This is a genomic window from Actinomadura sp. 6N118, assembly GCF_044326415.1.
GTDB lineage: Bacteria > Actinomycetota > Actinomycetes > Streptosporangiales > Streptosporangiaceae > Spirillospora.
The window spans coordinates 26,596-45,451 of the sequence record NZ_JBIRAZ010000044.1 but is presented as its reverse complement, the minus strand read 5'-3'; the positions used below and the strand labels follow the sequence as shown (position 1 = coordinate 45,451).

At 66.9% G+C, this 18,856-nt stretch carries 22 protein-coding genes, 2 tRNA genes and 1 riboswitch; of the genes, 17 read left to right on the top strand and 7 right to left on the bottom strand.

Annotated elements, in window-relative coordinates:
• Nucleotides 1-664 precede the first annotated feature (664 nt).
• The 4 genes from ACH34W_RS53455 to ACH34W_RS53440 form a co-directional block, all read right to left on the bottom strand.
• A complete protein-coding gene (locus tag ACH34W_RS53455) occupies nt 665-1,075 on the bottom strand; it encodes a hypothetical protein (RefSeq protein ID WP_395968993.1) in 411 nt (136 codons plus the stop codon).
• Between the two features lie 1,002 nt (nt 1,076-2,077).
• Nucleotides 2,078-2,632, bottom strand: coding sequence for a hypothetical protein (locus tag ACH34W_RS53450; protein WP_395968992.1), 555 nt, complete (start codon nt 2,630-2,632; stop codon nt 2,078-2,080).
• Nucleotides 2,633-2,797: 165 nt separating this feature from the next.
• Entirely contained in the window at nt 2,798-3,589 is a 792-nt protein-coding gene (locus tag ACH34W_RS53445) for a DUF1963 domain-containing protein (RefSeq protein WP_395968991.1), read from the bottom strand.
• Nucleotides 3,590-4,272: 683 nt separating this feature from the next.
• On the bottom strand, nt 4,273-4,740 hold the full coding sequence (locus ACH34W_RS53440) for a hypothetical protein (RefSeq protein WP_395968990.1): 468 nt from the start codon (nt 4,738-4,740) through the stop codon (nt 4,273-4,275).
• A gap of 323 nt (nt 4,741-5,063) precedes the next feature.
• Between ACH34W_RS53440 and ACH34W_RS53435 the strand changes: the two genes are divergently transcribed.
• Both ACH34W_RS53435 and ACH34W_RS53430 read left to right on the top strand, forming a co-directional pair.
• Nucleotides 5,064-5,231 carry a hypothetical protein gene (locus ACH34W_RS53435; RefSeq protein WP_395968989.1) on the top strand — a complete coding sequence of 56 codons (168 nt, stop codon included), beginning with the start codon at nt 5,064-5,066 and terminating at the stop codon, nt 5,229-5,231.
• Nucleotides 5,232-5,304: 73 nt separating this feature from the next.
• On the top strand, nt 5,305-5,823 hold the full coding sequence (locus ACH34W_RS53430; protein ID WP_395968988.1) for a hypothetical protein: 519 nt from the start codon (nt 5,305-5,307) through the stop codon (nt 5,821-5,823).
• Nucleotides 5,824-6,180: 357 nt separating this feature from the next.
• Here the strand turns inward: ACH34W_RS53430 and ACH34W_RS53425 are convergent, their stop codons facing one another.
• The gene (locus ACH34W_RS53425; protein ID WP_395968987.1) at nt 6,181-6,657 is read right to left on the bottom strand and encodes a hypothetical protein; all 477 of its coding nucleotides are present in this window, start codon (nt 6,655-6,657) and stop codon (nt 6,181-6,183) included.
• 418 nt (nt 6,658-7,075) lie between these two features.
• Nucleotides 7,076-7,143, top strand: a riboswitch (guanidine-III (ykkC-III) riboswitch).
• A gap of 12 nt (nt 7,144-7,155) precedes the next feature.
• Here ACH34W_RS53425 and ACH34W_RS53420 point away from each other — a divergent pair.
• The 3 genes from ACH34W_RS53420 (at nt 7,156) to ACH34W_RS53410 (ending at nt 8,792) form a co-directional block, all read left to right on the top strand.
• A complete protein-coding gene (locus ACH34W_RS53420; RefSeq protein ID WP_395968986.1) occupies nt 7,156-8,028 on the top strand; it encodes an MBL fold metallo-hydrolase in 873 nt (290 codons plus the stop codon).
• Nucleotides 8,025-8,306: a hypothetical protein gene (locus ACH34W_RS53415; protein ID WP_395968985.1), complete on the top strand. Its 282-nt coding sequence runs from the start codon at nt 8,025-8,027 to the stop codon at nt 8,304-8,306. Before ACH34W_RS53420 ends, ACH34W_RS53415 begins: the two co-directional genes overlap by 4 nt.
• A gap of 75 nt (nt 8,307-8,381) precedes the next feature.
• Entirely contained in the window at nt 8,382-8,792 is a 411-nt protein-coding gene (locus ACH34W_RS53410; protein ID WP_395968984.1) for a VOC family protein, read from the top strand.
• A 12-nt stretch (nt 8,793-8,804) separates the two neighbouring features.
• Here ACH34W_RS53410 and ACH34W_RS53405 read toward each other — a convergent pair whose 3' ends face one another.
• Nucleotides 8,805-9,686 (bottom strand): NAD(P)H-binding protein, encoded by an 882-nt coding sequence (locus ACH34W_RS53405; RefSeq protein WP_395968983.1) that lies wholly within the window; start codon nt 9,684-9,686, stop codon nt 8,805-8,807.
• 133 nt (nt 9,687-9,819) lie between these two features.
• Between ACH34W_RS53405 and ACH34W_RS53400 the strand changes: the two genes are divergently transcribed.
• From ACH34W_RS53400 to ACH34W_RS53390, 3 genes are all read left to right on the top strand, one after another.
• The gene (locus ACH34W_RS53400; RefSeq protein ID WP_395968982.1) at nt 9,820-10,731 is read left to right on the top strand and encodes an NADP-dependent oxidoreductase; all 912 of its coding nucleotides are present in this window, start codon (nt 9,820-9,822) and stop codon (nt 10,729-10,731) included.
• A gap of 72 nt (nt 10,732-10,803) precedes the next feature.
• On the top strand, nt 10,804-11,313 hold the full coding sequence (locus ACH34W_RS53395; protein ID WP_395968981.1) for a hypothetical protein: 510 nt from the start codon (nt 10,804-10,806) through the stop codon (nt 11,311-11,313).
• Between the two features lie 62 nt (nt 11,314-11,375).
• Complete coding sequence (locus ACH34W_RS53390) at nt 11,376-12,116, top strand: hypothetical protein (RefSeq protein ID WP_395968980.1); 741 nt, start codon at nt 11,376-11,378, stop codon at nt 12,114-12,116.
• A gap of 40 nt (nt 12,117-12,156) precedes the next feature.
• On the opposite strand, the gene ACH34W_RS53385 is transcribed toward ACH34W_RS53390, so the two are convergent.
• Complete coding sequence (locus tag ACH34W_RS53385) at nt 12,157-13,191, bottom strand: hypothetical protein (protein ID WP_395968979.1); 1,035 nt, start codon at nt 13,189-13,191, stop codon at nt 12,157-12,159.
• Nucleotides 13,192-13,326: 135 nt separating this feature from the next.
• Between ACH34W_RS53385 and ACH34W_RS53380 the strand changes: the two genes are divergently transcribed.
• The 9 genes from ACH34W_RS53380 to ACH34W_RS53340 all read left to right on the top strand — a co-directional run bounded on the left by ACH34W_RS53380 (nt 13,327) and on the right by ACH34W_RS53340 (nt 18,781).
• Nucleotides 13,327-13,399: transfer RNA gene (locus ACH34W_RS53380), tRNA-Thr, on the top strand.
• A 112-nt stretch (nt 13,400-13,511) separates the two neighbouring features.
• Nucleotides 13,512-13,585: transfer RNA gene (locus tag ACH34W_RS53375), tRNA-Met, on the top strand.
• A gap of 122 nt (nt 13,586-13,707) precedes the next feature.
• On the top strand, nt 13,708-13,872 hold the full coding sequence (rpmG, locus tag ACH34W_RS53370) for a 50S ribosomal protein L33 (RefSeq protein WP_026404241.1): 165 nt from the start codon (nt 13,708-13,710) through the stop codon (nt 13,870-13,872).
• 369 nt (nt 13,873-14,241) lie between these two features.
• Nucleotides 14,242-14,679, top strand: coding sequence for a MaoC family dehydratase N-terminal domain-containing protein (locus tag ACH34W_RS53365; protein ID WP_395968978.1), 438 nt, complete (start codon nt 14,242-14,244; stop codon nt 14,677-14,679).
• On the top strand, nt 14,679-15,104 hold the full coding sequence (locus ACH34W_RS53360; protein WP_395968977.1) for a MaoC family dehydratase: 426 nt from the start codon (nt 14,679-14,681) through the stop codon (nt 15,102-15,104). The genes ACH34W_RS53365 and ACH34W_RS53360 overlap by 1 nt, the downstream gene beginning before the upstream one ends.
• Before the next feature lie 296 nt (nt 15,105-15,400).
• Entirely contained in the window at nt 15,401-16,468 is a 1,068-nt protein-coding gene (locus ACH34W_RS53355) for a UDP-N-acetylmuramate dehydrogenase (protein ID WP_395968976.1), read from the top strand.
• A gap of 233 nt (nt 16,469-16,701) precedes the next feature.
• Entirely contained in the window at nt 16,702-17,286 is a 585-nt protein-coding gene (locus ACH34W_RS53350) for a TMEM165/GDT1 family protein (protein WP_395968975.1), read from the top strand.
• A 273-nt stretch (nt 17,287-17,559) separates the two neighbouring features.
• Nucleotides 17,560-18,219 (top strand): GntR family transcriptional regulator, encoded by a 660-nt coding sequence (locus tag ACH34W_RS53345; protein WP_395968974.1) that lies wholly within the window; start codon nt 17,560-17,562, stop codon nt 18,217-18,219.
• 16 nt (nt 18,220-18,235) lie between these two features.
• Nucleotides 18,236-18,781, top strand: coding sequence for a TetR/AcrR family transcriptional regulator (locus ACH34W_RS53340; RefSeq protein WP_395968973.1), 546 nt, complete (start codon nt 18,236-18,238; stop codon nt 18,779-18,781).
• The last annotated feature ends 75 nt before the right edge of the window (nt 18,782-18,856 follow it).

The following is an 18,856-nucleotide window of genomic DNA, read 5'->3' as shown; positions in this document are numbered from 1 at the left end:
CACCAGCGCCAATCCCAGCCCTCCCGCCACGCGATGCCCGCAAACACCACGAAACGACAGAACCGAACACGGCACCTGTCAACCATCAACTGGGACTCGACTGTCAAGCATGACCCGGGACACGACAATGAACTACCCAGCGATCATTGCCGAATTGAGCTTTTAGGTATCAAGGGCGGCGGCGCTCGCGCCGTTGGCGCGGCCCGCCGCCTGCGCCGCCGGAGCATGCGGCGTGGGCGCCGGTCTCCAGCGGCGCGCGCCCGGCCGCGCATCGGCGACGCCCCGACTTGCCGCCCGGCTGAACGGCAGTCACGGGGTCGCGCCACCGCTCAGAGTTGACGGGCGCAGGCCGCCGGCCAACTCGCATTGCTCGCCCTACGGGTGCCTACGGCATTGGACGGCAGCCCGCTCACGTAGGCGACGGGTGCTGTCTCACATCAAGCGTGTGTGACTGGGGAACCCCGTGGTTCCCCAGACCCCTCCTGGAACCGGAGCACTCATTCGCGCCAAGCTCTGTCACACCGTCTCGCCGTTCGCGCGAATGAGCACTCCGGGACGGTGCGAGCTTCTGTGCGGCATACGAGGGGTCCTCCGCCGAGGTTGCGCGGTCTCACCGACCTTGACGGTTGTTTGTGGTTCGGCGTCGTGCCAGGTCGACCATCGCTCACCACGGCCACTCACCCACCAACCTGACTTCCTTCTCATCACAGGTCCATCGGCAAGTGTGCCGTTCGTCCTTCCAAGTCTCCGTTGCAACCTGGGAGCGAGCAATCCAGTCACCTAGCTGTGGCAACGCGATCGCCAGCAGCAGCGAGCGAACAGCCGCCCTATCTGCCGACCTCACCGGACGGATATCGATGTGGATTCCCACGACATCCGGGTGATAGCCGCCCATTCCGAAGTTGAAGGAGTGGGCGGGAACCCATTCCACGGCCAGTGGACTGTCAGCGACACCGCCAACGCAGAACTTCGGTCTCTTAACGAACTCGTACTGCTCACCGAGCCCATCGACTACGTCCGTCAGGGTGATCGGCCACGACACGCCGCTTCGGAGACGGCGGTTGCGTGAAGGCATGATCACATCTTGATGGGCCACCCTGCCTCCGGCGCAAGTCAATTAGGGCTGAGGCTGTGCGGTCGGCAACGGGGACCTGGCAATGCGGAACAATCGCGGAACGGGCGGCCCCGGTCTAGCACGGTGGGGTCGCCCGTTCGCAGATCAGGGGCTAGTCGTCGTCCTCTTGTTCACTCCACTCTGCCGAGCGCAAGCCTGATGCCCTCACGGGATATTCGCGGGATGACTCCGCATGCTTGGAGGCGCGAAACCCGTTGCTATGCAGGTCAGCGGGGGAGGGGCGCCGTGATCCATGGCGCACTGTAAATCCGTCGGCTTAGCCTACGCAGGTTCGAACCCTGCACCCGCCACACCAACGCGAAACGGCCTGTCACCAGGTATGACACTGGTGACAGGCCGTTTCGCTACTGTCCGGCTATTTGCGGAACGCTGCGGAACGCTGTGCCGAAGATCGGTGACCGGTCAGGCCGCGCTCTCGGCGCCCTCGGGAGGCTCTCCCGCTTGGGCCTCGCCCCCTTGCTCTGTGAGGTGGCTTCGGTGATGCGCACGAGATCCGGGTGTAGGGGAACGGGACGCGTTTCGCCAGGCGCACGATGTTTGAGTGGCTGGCGGTCACGCGCCTTGCCGCTAATGGTCCACCTCGCGCCACTGCGCGGTTCTGGCCGGGTTGTGGGACGTGTCAGATGAGAACTTTCATCACGCGTCTTAAAGGCGCTCGCTTCGCGGTCGCCGGCGACCGCCCGCCCTGGCGCACCGGGCGTGCGGCCTGTCCCGTCCGGTCCCGCCGCGCCGCGTCGCCCGTCCGCCACTACCCCACGCGAGCCCAGAAGCGTAGGGAGGCTCACCTCTAGCTCGCCCCCTCAGTAGCCCAGGTATCCCATCAGCCGAAACGGACCGATCTGTTGGCGCCTCCGTTGAGCTGCAACACGACGAGGCGTCGGGATTGCTTGGAGTGCAGGACCAGGTACGCCCCAACGGCAGAGGCGATCGGCATGTGGCCGGTCAATGTGGGGAAGGCCCTGTCGGGTTTCTCCCGATCAGCGCCTGCACCGCTCGACCGGCCAGCGCACGGGTGTCCGTTTCAGGATGTCGGTGGTAGAGGTCGACGAGCTCATCCAGAAAGAGGGGCCAGCCGGTTAGGCAGGCCGCCTCGATGGCGGCATGCTTCATGTCACGGTCTGGGCTGTGCAAGGCTTGCCGGATGAGGGTTATCGACTCCTGATCTGGTTCTTCGGCTGCGATGGCCATCCGCACCAGCGCGCCAGGGGCCGATTCCGTCCGCTCATGCGCACGAGTGCGGAGATCTTCGAAGCTCACCACGGGCAGTTGCGTCTTCAAGAAGGCGACCATCCGGACTAGGACGTCGTCCGGTGCGGTGAGCATGAGGTAGTCCACAGGCGTCTTGCCGTCATTCGCCAGGGACAAGCACACGGTCTCGTCTGCGTCCCGGTACTGATGCTCGATCACGTGCTCGGTGCGCGGCACCAGCGCGTCATAGATGAGGTCGACCCCCTCCTGCTCCTCTAGATCGGCCAACAAGTCATCGATGTCGTTCACAACGTCGGGACCCCGTGCCGGAGGGGCGAGCACCAGGTACGAAACTGCCATCGTGGCCGAACTCCAATCTGTCGCCTTCTATGAATACTTCATGGCGTCAGGCTGGTGATCACCCCCTCGCCCGAATCACGATACTTATCCCTCGCCCCACCGAACGGGTTTCCTTTAACCAACGTCCAGCGCGACGAATGCCTGTGAGTAGTCGCCGTCGCGAAGCGCCTGCCTCGGGATGAGGAAGTTCAGCGAACCTCCCTTGGGAAATTCCCACTCGCCGAGGTTGCTGGAGAGGTGGAGAAGGTGGGTGTACTCCCCCCGCAGATCCGGGAGCGGGTCGCCCGGCGCTATCCACAGCGGCCAGCCGAAGGCTTGGTCGACATCGATCGCCCCCGGGTAATACCCGCCCGGGGAGTCATCTCCGGCGAACAGGCTGGTCACCGACTCCTCTGGGTCGCAGATGCTTGTGAGGTCGGGGCCCGGGTCGAGCCCGAAGCCCTCGATGAGATCCTCCAGCGCTCCGCCCCACCACATGTCGGGGAGCGACAGGCCAGGTTTGGCATGCAGCGGGACGGTTGCGAAGGCGTGATCGTCGGGCGACCTGAGCTCAACGGCACTGGCCGGGTCCGCAGGGATGACCCGACAGTCCTCGAAATCATCGAGGAAGAAGTTGAGCAGTCCAGGCCGAACGGGCAGCTCGTCCCCGAGCCACGGGGCGAGTTCGTCGGTGTCGAGCACGGCGTACAGGCTGAGCGGCAGTTCATCGGTGTATGGCCACGGCGTTTCCGGGTCCAGGAGGGCCGCACCGCCCAGGCGGCTGCGTCCCACCGCCGGACGGGACTCGCCGGCCGGGCTGAGACCAAATCCCGGTCTGGCCAGCGCGGCCAACTGAGATCCCAAGTGCTCCCCGAGGAACTCGACGCAGACCGAACGAATGTAGGCGGCTTCCGACTGGTGATCCATTCGCCCGATCCCATCACACGCCCCCGACCCACGACCGTGATCACAGCTAAGAGATCGGCCAAGACGGACTCGCTGTGGATGGTCGATCCTGCGGGGAACTCGCCGAGGAGAATTTGGTTCCGTAGGTCCTCGGCGGCCTTGAGGTACACCGGTCGCCAGTCGCGCCCAGGAGCGGCGGCCTGGCCGTTCATGACCGGCCTCGATTCCTCGATGCCGTGGGAGCACCTCTCTTGCTGGGGGCGCTGAGCCTCGGCGACGGCGAGGCGCTCGGCGAGGCGCGTCTGTGCGTCGCAGAGAAGCAAGAGTTGGCCCCTGGTCGTTGCCTGGACCTTGGAGGCCGCGCCCCGCAGGATCAGCTGAAAGTCAGCGAGAAAACCTCACTCGTTGCCCTAACTGCCATGACCCGCGCCGTTCCCGCCGGGGGTTCAGCGGGGTCGATCCGGAATTCATGCAGGGCGTGATCGACGAATTCCGGCGAGGCCGCGCCGACCTCGCCGGAACGATGGCCCCCTACCGATTCATCCGGCATGAAGGCGACTTCAACGCAGCCCTGAGCCTGGATCTGACTCCAGCATCTGGGGTGCCCATCGTGATCTGGCCGACCCCACTCGGATGGGGTCGGCCATTCACACGCTCTGGTGTAGCCGCACCATGTACGTATGCTGCGGTGCCGTATCGGGCCGCTACTTCACGTAGTAGGTCGGAATCCCGATGTATTTTCCGTTGTACTCAGCGGCGCCGGCCAGGACTACCCCCTTGGGGTACTTGTAATTGATCCCCTTGAAGAAGGCCGCGCACGGCCTCACCCCACCTGGATCGCAGTTTCGCGTCTCCTTGCGCCTTGGGCCGACGTACTTTCCCTTCGCATTGGTGGCTCGGTACGAGAACTTGACCTTTCCGGCGCCGCGGCCCGGCACCTGTACCGTCACCCGGATGACCTTCCTGCCGCTGTGAGTGATGACCATCTCGACCTTGCCGTTCCTGCGGACTGTAACCTTCTGTGCCGTCGCGTCGCCGTCCGAGATGGCGCTTGAGGTGCTGCTTGAGGTGCCGCTCGGTGCGACGGCCGCCTGAGCGGGCACGGACCCGATTCCCATGGCCACCGTTGCTGCGGACAGGGTCGCGCTGACCAGGATTCGGCGTGTCTGCATGAGATCATCCCTATCTTTTTGGTTCTGTGCCCCGCTCCGGTCGCCCGCGGGCTTCGGAGAAAGGACGTGACAAGAGAAGTCTGTACGGCTCTGTGGCTGACGATTCACCAGAATGAGTCTTCTGGAACTACTCTCCAGTCGACGGTAATAACGCTTGCCGCCGCAACAAAGGCCCCAAGGCACTAATTTCATGGTGCCTGGGCACTACATCCGCTCACTGGATCTCAAGGAACTCAGAGCGACGCGTCTCGCGGTACGACTGATTCACAGCCTTGATGACTGCCCGAAGTGCCCGGGGTTCCTTCCAGCAGCTCTGGAAAGACGTGAGCAACGAGGAGCGGTACACGACCGAGATGCTGGCGACCTTTGCCGTAACCATGATCGATCGTATCGCCGAGCTGCATAAGTCCTCAGATGCCGCGGAATCGGCGAACGAAGCAAGGTTGAACACCTTGCACAGTTACGCAGGAGGGTCGGTGCTGGGAGCCTGATCCCGTTCGTTCGTCCGCGACCTGGTAGGGGAGCTTTCTTCTGCAGGTGTTTCTGGCCCAGTACCCTCGTCAGGTGACGAGCACAGACAACATCCACCCGGTTCGTACCGTACGTGTAGGCAAGATGTGTGCCGAGGTCGACGAGGAGTTGGCGCCGGTTGTGGAGGCGCTGTGGCGCAACGGGTTCAAGACACTGACGAGTTGCCAGGATGCCGGGGAGAGCAACGCGGACTGGGTGGATCGGTTGCCGCATATGGCTGCGTATGTTGAGTCGCGCCGAGGTTGGGCATTCATCGACTTCCCAGTTGACAGCGGGCTATCGTTCCTGACTGCGATCGCGAAGGCTGGCCCGCGTGACGCTTTCTACGTGCGGATGTCCCATTGGGCCGCACCGGACTCTTGGGACGTGTCAATCAGGCCGTTCGATGTCGCGATGCTGGACGAAACCCGTGCCTCGGACTTCGGCCTGCGACTCCTGCAAGTGTGCTTCCCGGCATACGACCTCGCCGAGATCCTCTGTCGTCTCGAACGCCACGAATCTAGTGATCTTGTCGAGCCGGCCCCTACAGATTGGACGACCGTGGGGCGATGACACCGCAGTGCCAACAGTCGTGCACCGCGCTGACGGCGAACTTGCTGACGCGGGTGCTAACAGCGGGCTTGGATGAGCCTGGACGACTGTGGAACTGGCGAGGTCAGAACGAGGGCTCCCGAGCAGATCAGGGGATGGATCTGGACGGGCATCGTCTCGCCGGTTGCGCGGGGTCCAGCCCACGGGGGCGGTGTGCGTGCTAACGCGGATGCTGACAACGGCCCTGGATGACCTCGGACAGGGCGGTGCGGGAGGCTGCGCCGATGATCACAGGGCCTCTACAGGTGGCCGGGTCGAATACGGGTTGAAGTTTGAGTGCCGTTAGGCGGCGCTGACATTCAGGTGCTCGACCACCTCTCAGCCGACGGCATCGGGGCCGGTCTGACTTCTGCCCTGGATCTCTGGCGCCGCGATGTCGGTGAAGTGGGCGACGGCCTCCCGGCAGCGCTCCGATAGAGCTTCGAGTTCGGCTGCATCCCGTACCTGTTTGATCGCGGTGACGAGATCAAGAGCCTCCTTGGCACTCGTGACCACCGGAGGGCTGTCTGAAATGAGGCGTACTCGATAGTAGGCACCCCATGCAGCACTCCGAGTGCGGAACAGGTCGTGGAATCGCTCTTGAGATCTCTCCCCGGTCTCATCCCCCCAGTCGCGCCAGCGGTCCATCTGTGTCCGTCTGTACTCCATGATCGCGACCGCAAAGTCCCCGTACCGAAGCATGCGCTCCTGGCGCAATCGTTCAGTGTGCTGCCCCTTCCGCTGGAACCAGTAGGTCAACGAGACGCCTGCCAACGTCCCCAGCACACCTATGAATGCCGTCCACAGCCCGGCCATAGCTCTCCCCACAAACCATGCGACGCTCATCCACAGTTCACGATCCCGCCCAGGCGCTGGTCCAACCGTCCAAATCTGGCCAGGCAGGGATAGGTGGCACGAATTTTCGAGGTACTTGTGGCCGCTGGCGCCCCGACCCGGCCGCACCGTCGCAGCCCCCGAGCCCCGCGATCCGTGTACTCCGGACCGACAAGCACGCGGTGCCCCACACCTGCCAAGACCCCCGCAGCAAGAGAGTTCATGGCGCGCTACCTGTGCTGGCTCGGCATGCGCTCTGCCTCTTGTCGAAGCTGCCCAGTGGTCACTCCTCCACTGGCGCGACGAGCCTCAGGATCACCTATGGGTATGCCGGTGCCGTCCTATAGCCGCCTTGCGGAGGGATGAAAAAGTGGCCGATTGGTGTCGTGGTACCGTCGCGACGGAGGCGTGTAGATGCCTGCCCCGGACGAGATGTGCGCCGTACCCGGCCTGCTAAGACGACGCACCCAAGGAGACGTCATGGGCAGGTCCCTTATTGATTTCGCCGGTCAGGTTTCCCAGCCTCACGGCCTGGATGTCCAGTGGATCCACGGCTCGCCGTCGGCCAAGCACAACACCGACCCGGATATCCAGGTCCACGCCTACGATGAGCACACGTTCATTCTGCGCCAGAACATGGCGATCAACTACGAGGCGCCATTCCTGTTCCTGCTGTTCGGGGACTTCCAGGCGGTGCTGATCGACACCGGCGCTACCGCATCTGCCGAGCTTTTCCCTTTGCGCCGGGTGGTCGATGGGCTCGTCCACGGCTGGCTCGCCCGAAACCCCCGGGAGAGATACCACCTCCTGGTGCTGCACACTCACCCGCACGGCGACCACATCGCAGGCGATGGACAGTTCACCGACCGCCCCGACACCACGGTGGTCGGCGCAGACCTGACCACCGCCTGGAAATACTTCGGATTCAGCGAGGACCCCGACACCGTGGCTCAGGTCGATCTGGGGGGCCGCATATTGGAATGCCTGGCCACTCCGGGCCACCACGAGGCGGCGGTCACCTTCTTCGACCCGTGGACTGGGTTCCTGCTCACCGGTGACACCGTCTACCCGGGCCGGCTCTACATCCAGGACTGGCCGGCCTTCGCCCGGACCATCGACCGCCTGATCGAGTTCTCCGACCTCCGACCGGTCACGCACGTGGTCGGCTGCCACATCGAGATGACCAGGCAGTCAGGCGTGGACTATCCGATCCGCACCACCTATCAGCCCGACGAGCCCCCACTGCAGATGACCACCGGCCACCTGCGCCAGATCCGTGCGGCGATCAAGGAGATCGGCACCCGGCCCAGTCGGCGCGCCTTCCCGCTCTTTGTCCTCTGGCCAAACGCATGAACAGGCCTGACGTGTGGCCGCTGCCGCGCCAGGCCTCTGTCGTCTTCGGATCGGCCTTCGTCGACCCCCGCGATCCGCACAGCGGGCTGGGCAACCCCTTCGCCGTCGTCATGGGCGCCGACGCCGGGCAGCGCCAAGTGCTGGCCCGGCGCACCGGAACTCCCGAGACCGTGTTCATCGACGCCCTCCGCGACGGGTACAAGCTCGACGTCACCGTCCTGACACCGACCGGGAAGGCACTCGGCGCGTGCGCCCACGGCTTCATCGGCGCTGTGTAGGCCGGCCAAACGAGGTCACCAGACCGGTCAGGAATCGAGAAGCACCCGTCCCCGAGGCTTATTTAGCGTGCTTCCATGGACATCAGCATTCACGCGACCTTCCTGCCGCACGACGACCCGGATGCCTCTCTGGCTTTCTACCGCGACACCCTCGGTTTCGAGGTCCGCAACGACGTTGGATACGACGGGATGCGCTGGATCACGGTGGGGCCCGCCGACCAGCCCGGTACGTCCATCGTCCTGCAGCCGCCGGCCGTCGATCCCGGCGTCACCGACGAGGAGCGCCGCACGATCATCGAGATGATGGCCAAGGGCACCTACGCGGGCATCACCTTGGCCACCGCCGACCTTGACAGCACGTTCGAGCAGTTGCAGGCCGGTGACGCCGACATCGTCCAGGAGCCGACCAATCAGCCGTACGGCGTTCGCGACTGCGCCGTACGCGATCCTGCGGGCAATCTGATCCGCATCAGCGAACTCGGCTGAGCCGTTCCAAGGTCAGGGGCTCGCCGGTGCTTGTAGCAGTGGGCGCAGGTGTGTGTAAGCCCAGCTCGCCAGCGTGGTGGGGGTCGTGGTCTCCAGATCGCGTGGCTGTTCGGGGACCATGTCGCGCGTGCCGGCGGTCATGCCGACCATGCCTTCCACGGCGCTGTGCGTCAGGCCGGCTGAACGGAGCGCGGCACGGACATCGTCGTCACCCACGACGTTGAGCTGGATCGGCCGGTCAAGCACCTCGGTGAGGGTCTTCGCGACCTGCTCGAAGGTGAGGTCCTCCGGTCCGTGGACGGCCTGCACCACGCGGCCTTTCCACTCGTCGTTGAGCAACCGTGCGGCGGCGACGTCACCGATGTCGCGCGGGTCGACCCATGGCATGGGCTTGTCCGGCCGGAACGCTGTGGTCAGCACACCGCCGGCCAGGCCGTCCAGATCCAGCAGGAGATTGGTGAAGAAGTAGCCGCAGCGCAGGTGGAGCGTGTCGGCGCCGGTGGCATCGAGTTGCTCCTCGATCCGGGCCAGTCCGTCGATGTGGCCGACGCCGTGTCGCTTTTCCGCGCCGACGCTGCTGAGCAGCACCACCCGTGCGACGTCGCCGGCGCGGGCGGCCTCCACGAGGCCGGAGGCGGTCCGTTCCGACGTCTCGATCGGGTCGTCGGCCGAGTACGGAGTCGGGTCGACCCAGAAGACCGTCCGCGCTCCGGCCGTGGCCTTGCGGACGAACGCGGCATCGGTCAGGTCGCCGCGCCGTACGTCGACACGCTCGCGGGCCTCCAGACGCGCCGGGTCGCGTACGAGTACCCGCGGCCGTACGCCGGCCTGTAGCAGCAACCGGACCACCCGGGACCCGACATGTCCGGTCGGAGTGGTGACGACGATGGTCATCGTGATGTTCCCCTCTCTCGGCTTCATGGGAACCCTACGAACGAAAGAGGACAGCTACTGGCCGTATTGTCCCCGGTGGGGGTGTGTTGCATCGTCTCCCTGGCGAGAACGGCTTCGAGTAGGAGGGCGAACAGTGAGGGCAGTCCGTATTCACAAGCCTGGCGGGAGTGAAGGTCTCCTTCTGGAGGAAGCGCCGCTTCCGCACGCCGCCACCGGTGATGTCGTCGTGAAGGTGCATGCGGCCAGCTTCGTGCCCGATGAGCTGGAGTGGCCTGGAACGTGGGTCGATCGGGCCGGGCGGGACCGGACGCCGTCCATTCCGGCGCATGAGGTGGCCGGTGTGGTGTCCGAGGTCAGGTACGGGACGAGCGGGCTGGCGGTCGGCGACCGTGTCTTCGGGCTGACCGACTGGCACCGGGACGGGGCGGCTGCGGAGTACGTGGCGGTGGAAGCACGGAACCTCGCGCTGATGCCCGAGGCGCTGAGCCATGTCCAGGCGGCCGCGCTGCCGCTGGCGGGGCTGACGGCCTGGCAGGGGTTGTTCGTGCACGGTGGACTGGAGCCCGGGCAGCGGGTCGTCATCCACGGAGCCGGGGGCGGAACGGGAACGCTGGCCGTGCAACTGGCACGTGAGGCCGGGGCCCATGTCATCGCCACCGGCCGGGGACGGGCCGCCGGGGTGGCGGCGGAGATGGGCGCGCAGACGTTCGTCGATCTGGAACGGGAACGCTTCGAGGACGTGGTGGAGCCGGTCGACCTCGTCTTCGACACCATCGGAGGCGAGCTGCTCGAACGTTCGGCGGGGAAGGTCAAGCCGGGCGGCGCGCTCGTCTCGATCACGGCGCCGCCGCCGGTGCGGCCTGAGGGAGGGCGTGCGGTCTTCTTCATCGTCGAGCCCGACCGCGACCAGCTGGCCGAGCTTGGACGGCGAGCGGAGTCAGGCCGGCTCCGCCCGCATGTCGGCGCCGTTCACCCGCTGGCGGAGGCACGCGAGGCGTTCCAGGGGAAGCGAGGCGTACTCGGCAAGGTCGTGCTGGAGATCTGACGATCCACGCGGATTCCCCGCAAAAGCCCGTGTTGTGGCCCGGGTGGCTGCTGCCGTGAAATCGTGTCCGGCATGTCAGCGACAGACGCCGCAACGTACCCCCGGACGCTACGCTGCTGGCGATTCCTCGGCGTGATGGCCGGCGTCACCGCGTTCTGTGGGCTCACCACCGCGCTGTTGTTCTCCGGGGCGACGTCCACACGGTCCAACCCCTCTGATCTCCAGCGGGCCGTCCTGGGCGGGGTGTTCGTCGTGTTCACCGTGGTGTGCGTCGCGTTCCTCCTCCGTACACGGGTGATCATCGAGGAGTCCGGGATCAGGGTCGTGTGGGGGTTCCACCGGCGTCTCCTGGTGTGGGACGAGATCACCGAGATCACGGCGGACGCTGCGGGGATCGGTCAGGGCTGGTACCTCCACGTGCGCACGGCCGAACGTGAGCACGCCGCCGCAGCGTTCTTCACCACCCGTGGGAAGTCACCGGAGCCGGGCACCCGGCTGTACGAGCCATCGGGGGATGAGCCGTACGGCCTCTACAAGCTGCACGCTGAGCTCTGGGAAGAGTGGCAGAGCCGCATCGCCTAGCTCCAGGCGAAGCCGTTGTCGTCGGAAGCCGCCTGGAGCGGTATTAGGGGAAGGCCTTCAGCGTGCAGGTGAGTTACGCCAGCGAGGCGACGCCCGGGCGGGGGAACGAGGATTACGTCGTCGCGGGACCGGGATGGGTGGTCGTCCTCGATGGGGCCACCGCGCGCCCCGGGGTGGAGAGCGGGTGCGCGCACGATCCGGCCTGGCTCGTCCGGCGGCTGGGAGCGGAGATCGGCGCGCGGCTGGTGCTGGAGAACGGGGCGCCGCTGACGGACCTGCTCGCCGACTCGATCAAGGGTGTTCGCGAGCTCCACACGGGCGCGTGTGACCTGGACAATCCCGACAGTCCGTCCAGCACGGTCGCTTTGCTGCGGCGGGCCGGCGACCAGGTGCAGTGGCTGGTGCTGGCCGATTCGCCGGTTCTGCTCGACGTCGGCGACGAGATACGGGTCATCCGCGACGGCCGGGTGGACGAGCTGCCGAGCTACACCGACGAGGCGGTCCGGGCGGCGCGCAACAGTCCGGGCGGGTTCTGGGTGGCGAGCACCCGGCCGGAGGCGGCGTACGAGGCGCTCGCGGGGGAGATCTCGGTCGACCGGGTACGGCGGGCGGCCCTGCTGAGCGACGGTGCGGCCCGGCTGGTCGAGAGGTTCGGACGCATCGGGTGGGCCGAGCTGTTCGACCTGCTCGACCGGGCCGGGCCACGTGAGGTGATCAGGCGGACCAGGGAGGCCGAGGCGACCGAGACGCTGCTCCGGGGCAAGCGCTACGACGACGCGACGGCCGTGCTGGTGCGCTTCTAGCCGATGGGGTTCTTGGCTCTAGCCAACGGGATTCCTGGCTCTAGCCGACGGGATTCTTGGCGGGCGCGATGTGCTGCCACCAGCCGGCGAGATCCTCGGGCAGGTGCCTGCCTTCGACCGCCAGCCGCCCCACCATCATCGGGTGCTTCCGGCCGGCGGGGAAGGATCGCACGTACGAGGGCGGATCGAGAACGACCACACGCACGCCGTTGACGGCGGGGATGTCGGCGGGGACACCCTCGTTGTAGATCCACTCACCGTGGGCGTCGACCAGGTTCCAGAAGCTGTTCACGATCGGGCCCGCCTCGGGCACGTCGGTGTCGGTGAACCACGAGACCAGCTCGGCCGGCACCGCCTCGCCCGGCATGCCGCCGGGGCGCCCGAGGAGCCTGCCCCCGAGCAGGACGTGCAGCTGGAAGTTGTCGCCGATGCCGCCGATGGAGACCGTCCAGCCCTGACGGGACGCACGGTCGAGAACGAGCAGCCGCTCGTTCTCCACCACCCGCAGCAGCCGCGCCACCCAGTCCATCTTCGCGGAGTGCTCGGCCAGCTGCGCGACGAGATCGGCCTTGCTCTCCCTGTCGGTCACGGAGGCGCGCAGGTCGGCCGACGCCGACAACATCGTGTTGGCCGACAGCGCGAACTTCTCCATCGAGAACCACGACATCATCGCCGCCACCGGATCGTCGAAGTCCCGCGAGACGGTGTCGACGATCTGCTGCGACGGCTGGCCTTCGGGGTCGGGCGGCTGCCGGCCGGTCGCCTTCTGCCAGGCGGCGGCGAACGCGACGCCGCTCTCGGCGACGCCGAGGAGCCGGTCCAGCACGGGCTCCCCGACGCCGAAGACCGTTGCGCCGTTCTCGACCCAGGACCCGGCGATCACCGCGAGCCAGCAGCCGAGATTCGGCGGGGCCGCGGCGATCCCCTCGCCCATCTTCATCATCGCCATGTTCAGGACCGTGGCGGGAGCGCCCTGCGATTCGCTCATCAATCGGGGCATCAGATCACTGAAAGCCTGATCCTCGGCGACGGCGGCCTGGACCGTGGCGTCCACGTGGCGGAGGAAGTCACTCATGACGATCAGCCTGGCATATCGGGCGCAACGGCGGCCGTCCGGCATTCCCGGAGGCTGTGCGCTCAGGGGGCCGGATTTGATTTCGTATCCGGCGCGCGGGCCGTGTATGGTTACACCCGTCGCTGCGGCGGCAAGGCCCCTTTAGCTCAGTCGGCAGAGCGTCTCCATGGTAAGGAGAAGGTCTACGGTTCGATTCCGTAAAGGGGCTCAAGGAAGTCCGCATCCCCCGGTCCGCTCGGAGCGGGCCCGGGGTTGTTCGCGGTTTCCGAGGTGTTGTGGCCATCAGGTATCCTGACCTATCGGTCCACACCGACCATCACGGCGGGGTAGCTCAGTCAGGCAGAGCAAGCGGCTCATAATCGCTGTGTCGCCGGTTCAAGTCCGGCCCTCGCTACTACCCGACCTCTCGTCCCCACTCCGGGCGGGATGGCCGGTGCTCAAGATCAGGGGTTGTCCGCCCGGGCGGCCCAGGATTGCAACGTATGTCCCAGTCCCTAGCCAGAAAGGCACTCCATCGTGGCTGCCACCGACGTTAGGCCGAAGATCACGCTGGCCTGCCAGGAGTGCAAGCACCGCAACTACATCACGAGGAAGAACCGGCGCAACGACCCGGACCGCCTCGAGATCAAGAAGTACTGCCCCAACTGCCGGACCCACCGTCCGCACCGCGAGACCCGCTAGTCGAGCGGTCCGCCGCAGTTCGCCGCAGTCCGCTGCGGCTCACCGCGGTGTGGTCTCTTGACCCCCCGGTGGACTCCCGCCGATCCGCCAGGTCGCACACAGGCCGCCCAGCCGTCATGGCTTTGGCCTTGGCCGGCCTCTGGCGCTGACCGGCGTATCAGTTGGATGGCGACTTCCCAGCGCTTGCTTTCCCATCGCTTGCTTTGACGTGCTCATTGCTTGCTTTGACGTGACTCAGCCCGCCCCCGCGCCTACCCGCGAGGGCGGGCTGAACGTCGTTCTGTTACGGTCCGTCCGAGACGACAAGCATGTGCTCGGCGCGGGCACGCGGGCTCGCACGGCCCTGTTGGACCTGGAGGGACGGATTGCATGGCACTCAACCGTGACTTCATCGGGCGGACGTTCCCGCCCAGTGAGCCGTACGAGGTCAGCCGGGTGAAGATCCGCGAGTTCGCGGACGCGATCGGGGACCGCAACCCGGTCTACCGCGACCCCGAGGCCGCCAAGGCGGCCGGGCACCCCGACGTCATCGCCCCGCCGACCTTCCCGATCGTGGTCTCGCTCGGCGGCCCCGCGATCGTGGACCCCGAACTCGGGCTCAACCTCGCGATGGTCGTGCACGGCGAGCAGCGCTTCGAGTACCGTCGCCCGCTCCAGGCCGGCGACGTGGTGACCTGCACGTCGACGATCACCGAGATCAGGTCGATCGGCAACAACGAGAAGATGACCATCGAGACCGACATCACGACGGTCGAGGGCGAGCTGATCGTCAAGACGTTCAACTCGCTCGTGGAGCGGGGGGCCTGATGACCGCCAAGGTGAAGTACAGCGACGTCGAGGTCGGCACCGAGATCCCCGCGCAGACCTACCAGATCGACCGGCTCAACCTGGTCATGTACGCCGGGGCCTCCGGCGACTTCAACCCGATCCACTGGCGCGAGAGCTTCGCCACGCAGGTCGGCCTGCCCAACGTGATCGCACACGGCATGTACACGATGGCCCAGGGCGGCCGGTTCGTGACCGACTGGGTGGGTGACCCGGGCGCGGTCGTCGACTACGGGGTGCGGTTCTCCGCGCCGGTCGTGGTGCCCGACGAGGGTGGCGCGGCCCTGGAGATCAGCGGCAAGGTGGAGGAGAAGCTCGACGACAACAAGGTCGTCGTCGCGCTGACCGCCCGGTCCAACGACCAGAAGGTGCTCACCCGCGCCAAGGCCGTCGTCCGTCTCGCCTGAGCGCAGGCCGCGCCACGCCGTTCCAGGACGGTGGCGGTGCGGCGAATCGATCGTCTGAGCCGGAGCCGTGTTCCGCCTCCGGTTGGTTCGCGGGCACGGGTCCGGTTCCGGGCCCAGTGGTTCGCGGGCACGGGTCCGGTTCCGCGTCCGGTGGTTCGCGGGCACGGGTCCGGTTCCGCGTCCGGTGGTTCGCGGGCACGGATCCGGCTCATACGATCGGAGCGTTAGGGAGGCGTGAGCGTACGGTACGTGACCGCCCTCGAGGCGGGAACGAACGTACGGGAGGGGAAGACCGCGTGGCAGTGTTCGCTGAGGACGTGAACCTGGCCGGCTACACCACGCTCCGGCTGGGCGGCCCGGCGCGCCGTTTCGTCGAGGCGACGACGGAGGCCGAGCTGGTCACCGCGGTCCGCCGGGCGGACGAGGAAGGCGAACCGGTGCTGGTCCTCGGCGGCGGCAGCAACCTCGTGGTCTCCGACGCCGGATTCCCCGGCACCGTCGTGCACGTCGGCACCCGCGGCACCGAGATCATGCCGGCCGAGGGCGGCCGGGTGCTGGTCCGCGTGCAGGCGGGCGAGGAATGGGACCCGTTCGTGGCGCGCTGTGTCGAGGACGGGCTCGCCGGGATCGAGTGCCTGGCGGGCATCCCCGGACGTGTCGGCGCCACCCCGATCCAGAACGTGGGCGCGTACGGGCAGGACGTCAGCGAGACGATCGTCGCGGTCCAGGCATACGACCGCGAGACCCACAAGGTCGTCACCCTCGACCGCGACGCCTGCCGTTTCACCTACCGGCACAGCGTCTTCAAGGGCTCCGACCGCCATGTGGTCCTGGACGTGACGTACGCGCTGCGCCAGTCCGAAGAGTCCCAGCCGATCGCGTACGCCGAGCTCGCCCGCAAGCTGGGAGCCGAGCCCGGTGATCGTGTCGCGCTCAAGGAGGCCCGCGACGCCGTGCTGGAGCTACGGCGCGGCAAGGGCATGGTGATCGATCCGGACGACCCCGACACCCGCAGCGCCGGTTCGTTCTTCACCAACCCGATCCTGGACGCGGTGCAGCTGGCCGATCTGGAACGCCGCGTCGCCGAACGGCTCGGTCCGGACGTCGCGTTCCCGCGTTATCCCGAGAGCGGCGGCCGCACCAAGACCTCCGCCGCCTGGCTGATCGACCGGGCGGGCTTCGCCAAGGGCGAGGCGCTCGGCCCGATGCGGATCTCGACCAAGCACACCCTGGCCCTCACCAACCCCGACGGCGGCCGCACCGAGGACCTCCTCGCGCTGGCCCGGCACGTCCGCGCCGGGGTACGGGAGGCTTTCGGGATCGAGCTGGTCAACGAGCCCGTCTTCGTCGGCGTCACCCTCTGACTCCAGATCCTCTGCTTTGCGGTGGCTGGTAGCCTGATGATCGTCGAGGGGGAGTAGTCCCAATCGCGTGATCGACATACTGGCGGCCGCACGGCTGGGCCGCCCGGTCACCCGGGCCCGCGCGTGCGCGGGCGGACGAGACCTTCGGCCTGGCAGTCATGCCGGGCCGAGGTCGCGCGCCCTCACCGGCGAGATTCCCCTCCTCCGCTCGGCATCCGAGCGAGAGGGATGCGGTGTCCGCCTTCATCATCAGCCTGGTCGTGATCTTCATTGCGGAGCTGGGCGACAAGAGCCAGCTCATGGCCATGACCTTTGCCACACGCTTCCGGACGCTTCCGGTTCTCGTCGGCATCACGGTCGCGACCGCGGTGGTGCACCTGGCAAGTGTGCTGCTCGGTGCCGCGCTGGGCGCCGCGCTCCCCACTGGGCCGATCTCGATCCTGGCAGGCGTGGCGTTCTTCGGCTTCGCGGCATGGACGCTGCGCGGCGACGAGCTGGACGACGACGAACGCGTCAAGGCCCGCCGGGCCACCGGCTCGGCGATCCTCGCGGTGGGCGGCGCGTTCTTCCTCGCCGAGCTCGGCGACAAGACGATGCTCGCCACCGTCACGCTGGCCGCCGACCACGGCGGGGTGGCCGGCCTGACCGGGGTCTGGCTCGGCTCCACGATCGGCATGGTCGCGGCCGACGCGCTGGCCATCGTGGTCGGCCGGGTGCTGGGCCGGCGGCTGCCCGAGCGGGTGATCCGGTACGGAGCGGCAGCGGGCTTCGCGGTCTTCGGGGCGTTGCTGACCGCCGACGGGATCAGGAGCCTCTGAGCCGCCCGGGCTCCCCGACCGGCTGCTGCTCGGCTGCCTCGACCACCTCTTGTGGCCTCGTCGCGAGGAATTGCTGGCAGGACATGCGCGGCGGTAACAATTGTTTTCTCAGAGTCGTACGTGCTCTGTGCGTTCCACATGTGCCGATTCGCGCGCATCATGAAGGGCAAGGCTCTTCGCACCCGTGGGGTCCTGCCGCGGGAGGGCCTTGAGGGGGCGGAGCACGAGGTGGCCATTCCGCGACCCCAAAGGGGTTTGGGACTGCGTCCTCAGTTGAGCGACGAGGTCGCTGCCCGCATCCGTGAGCTGATCATGGAGGGGCGGGTGCGTCCGGGGGAGTTCCTCCGGCTGGAGCGGCTCGCGCTTGATTTCGGCATCAGCGTGACGCCGGTACGGGAGGCGCTGCAGTCCCTGCGCAGTGAGGGTTTCGTACAGCTGGAGCCGCGGCGCGGTTTCGTCGTCGCGCCGCTGTCCAAACAGGATGTCAAGGACCTGTTCTGGGTACAGGCGACCATCGCGGCCGAGCTGACCACAAGGACGGCCGGCCTGGTGGGGCCTGAGCCGCTCCGGGAGCTGACCGCGATCCACCGGGCGCTCGACCAGGCGGTGAGCGCCGGCCGGGTGGATCTCGTCGAGGAGCACAACCACGCCTTCCATCGGGCGATCAATCTGGCCGCGGACTCGCCGAAGCTGGCCTGGTCGCTGGGTTCGGTCGCCCGTTACGTGCCGCGCGGCTTGTACGGGAGGCTGCCGGACTGGCCCGCCGTGGCCGTACGGGATCATGAGCGGATCATGGCGGCGCTGCGCCTGGGCGACCCCGAGGCGGCGAGCGAGGCCATGCGGCTGCACATCACCCAGGCGGGCGAGCTCCTCATCGCCCATCTGGAGAGGCAGGGGATGTGGCCGACGGCGCTTGATGAAGTTAGTGATTGACCACTAACCTCATCGTATGAGCCCACGGATGAGCGCCGACGAACGGCGCGAGGAGACCGTCCGCGTGGCGATCCGCGAGTTCGGCCGGAGCGGCTACGAAGGCACCTCGACGGCCGCGATCGCCAAGAGCGTCGGGGTATCCCAGCCGTACCTCTTCCGCCTCTTCCCGTCCAAGCGCGCGCTCTTCCTCGCCGCGGTGGAGCGTTGCTTCGACAACATGGAGGAGGCGATGCGCGACGCCGCCGGCGGCAAGTACGGCCAGGACGCGATCGTCGCCATGGGGACGCGTTACCGGGAGATGCTCGACTCCGGCGTCCAGCTCAAATTCCAGTTGCAGCTCTACGCCGCCGCGCTCGACGACGAGGAGGTCCGGCAGATCGGGAACGCCCGCTGGGCCAAGCTGTGGCGGACCATCGCCGAGCTCACCGGCGAGTCGGCCGATGACATCGTGCAGTTCGTGTCGAGGGGCATGCTCCTCAACATCCTGACCGCGCTCGACATCCCCTACGCCCCCGGCCCCGAACTGGGCCGATCACTTCTCGAATGGTCGGAGAAGGGCTGAGCCGTCCCTGCGTTCGGTACCCGCCGGCACACCTATTTTTTTCGGCAGCAAAGTTAGTGATTGATAACTAACAAA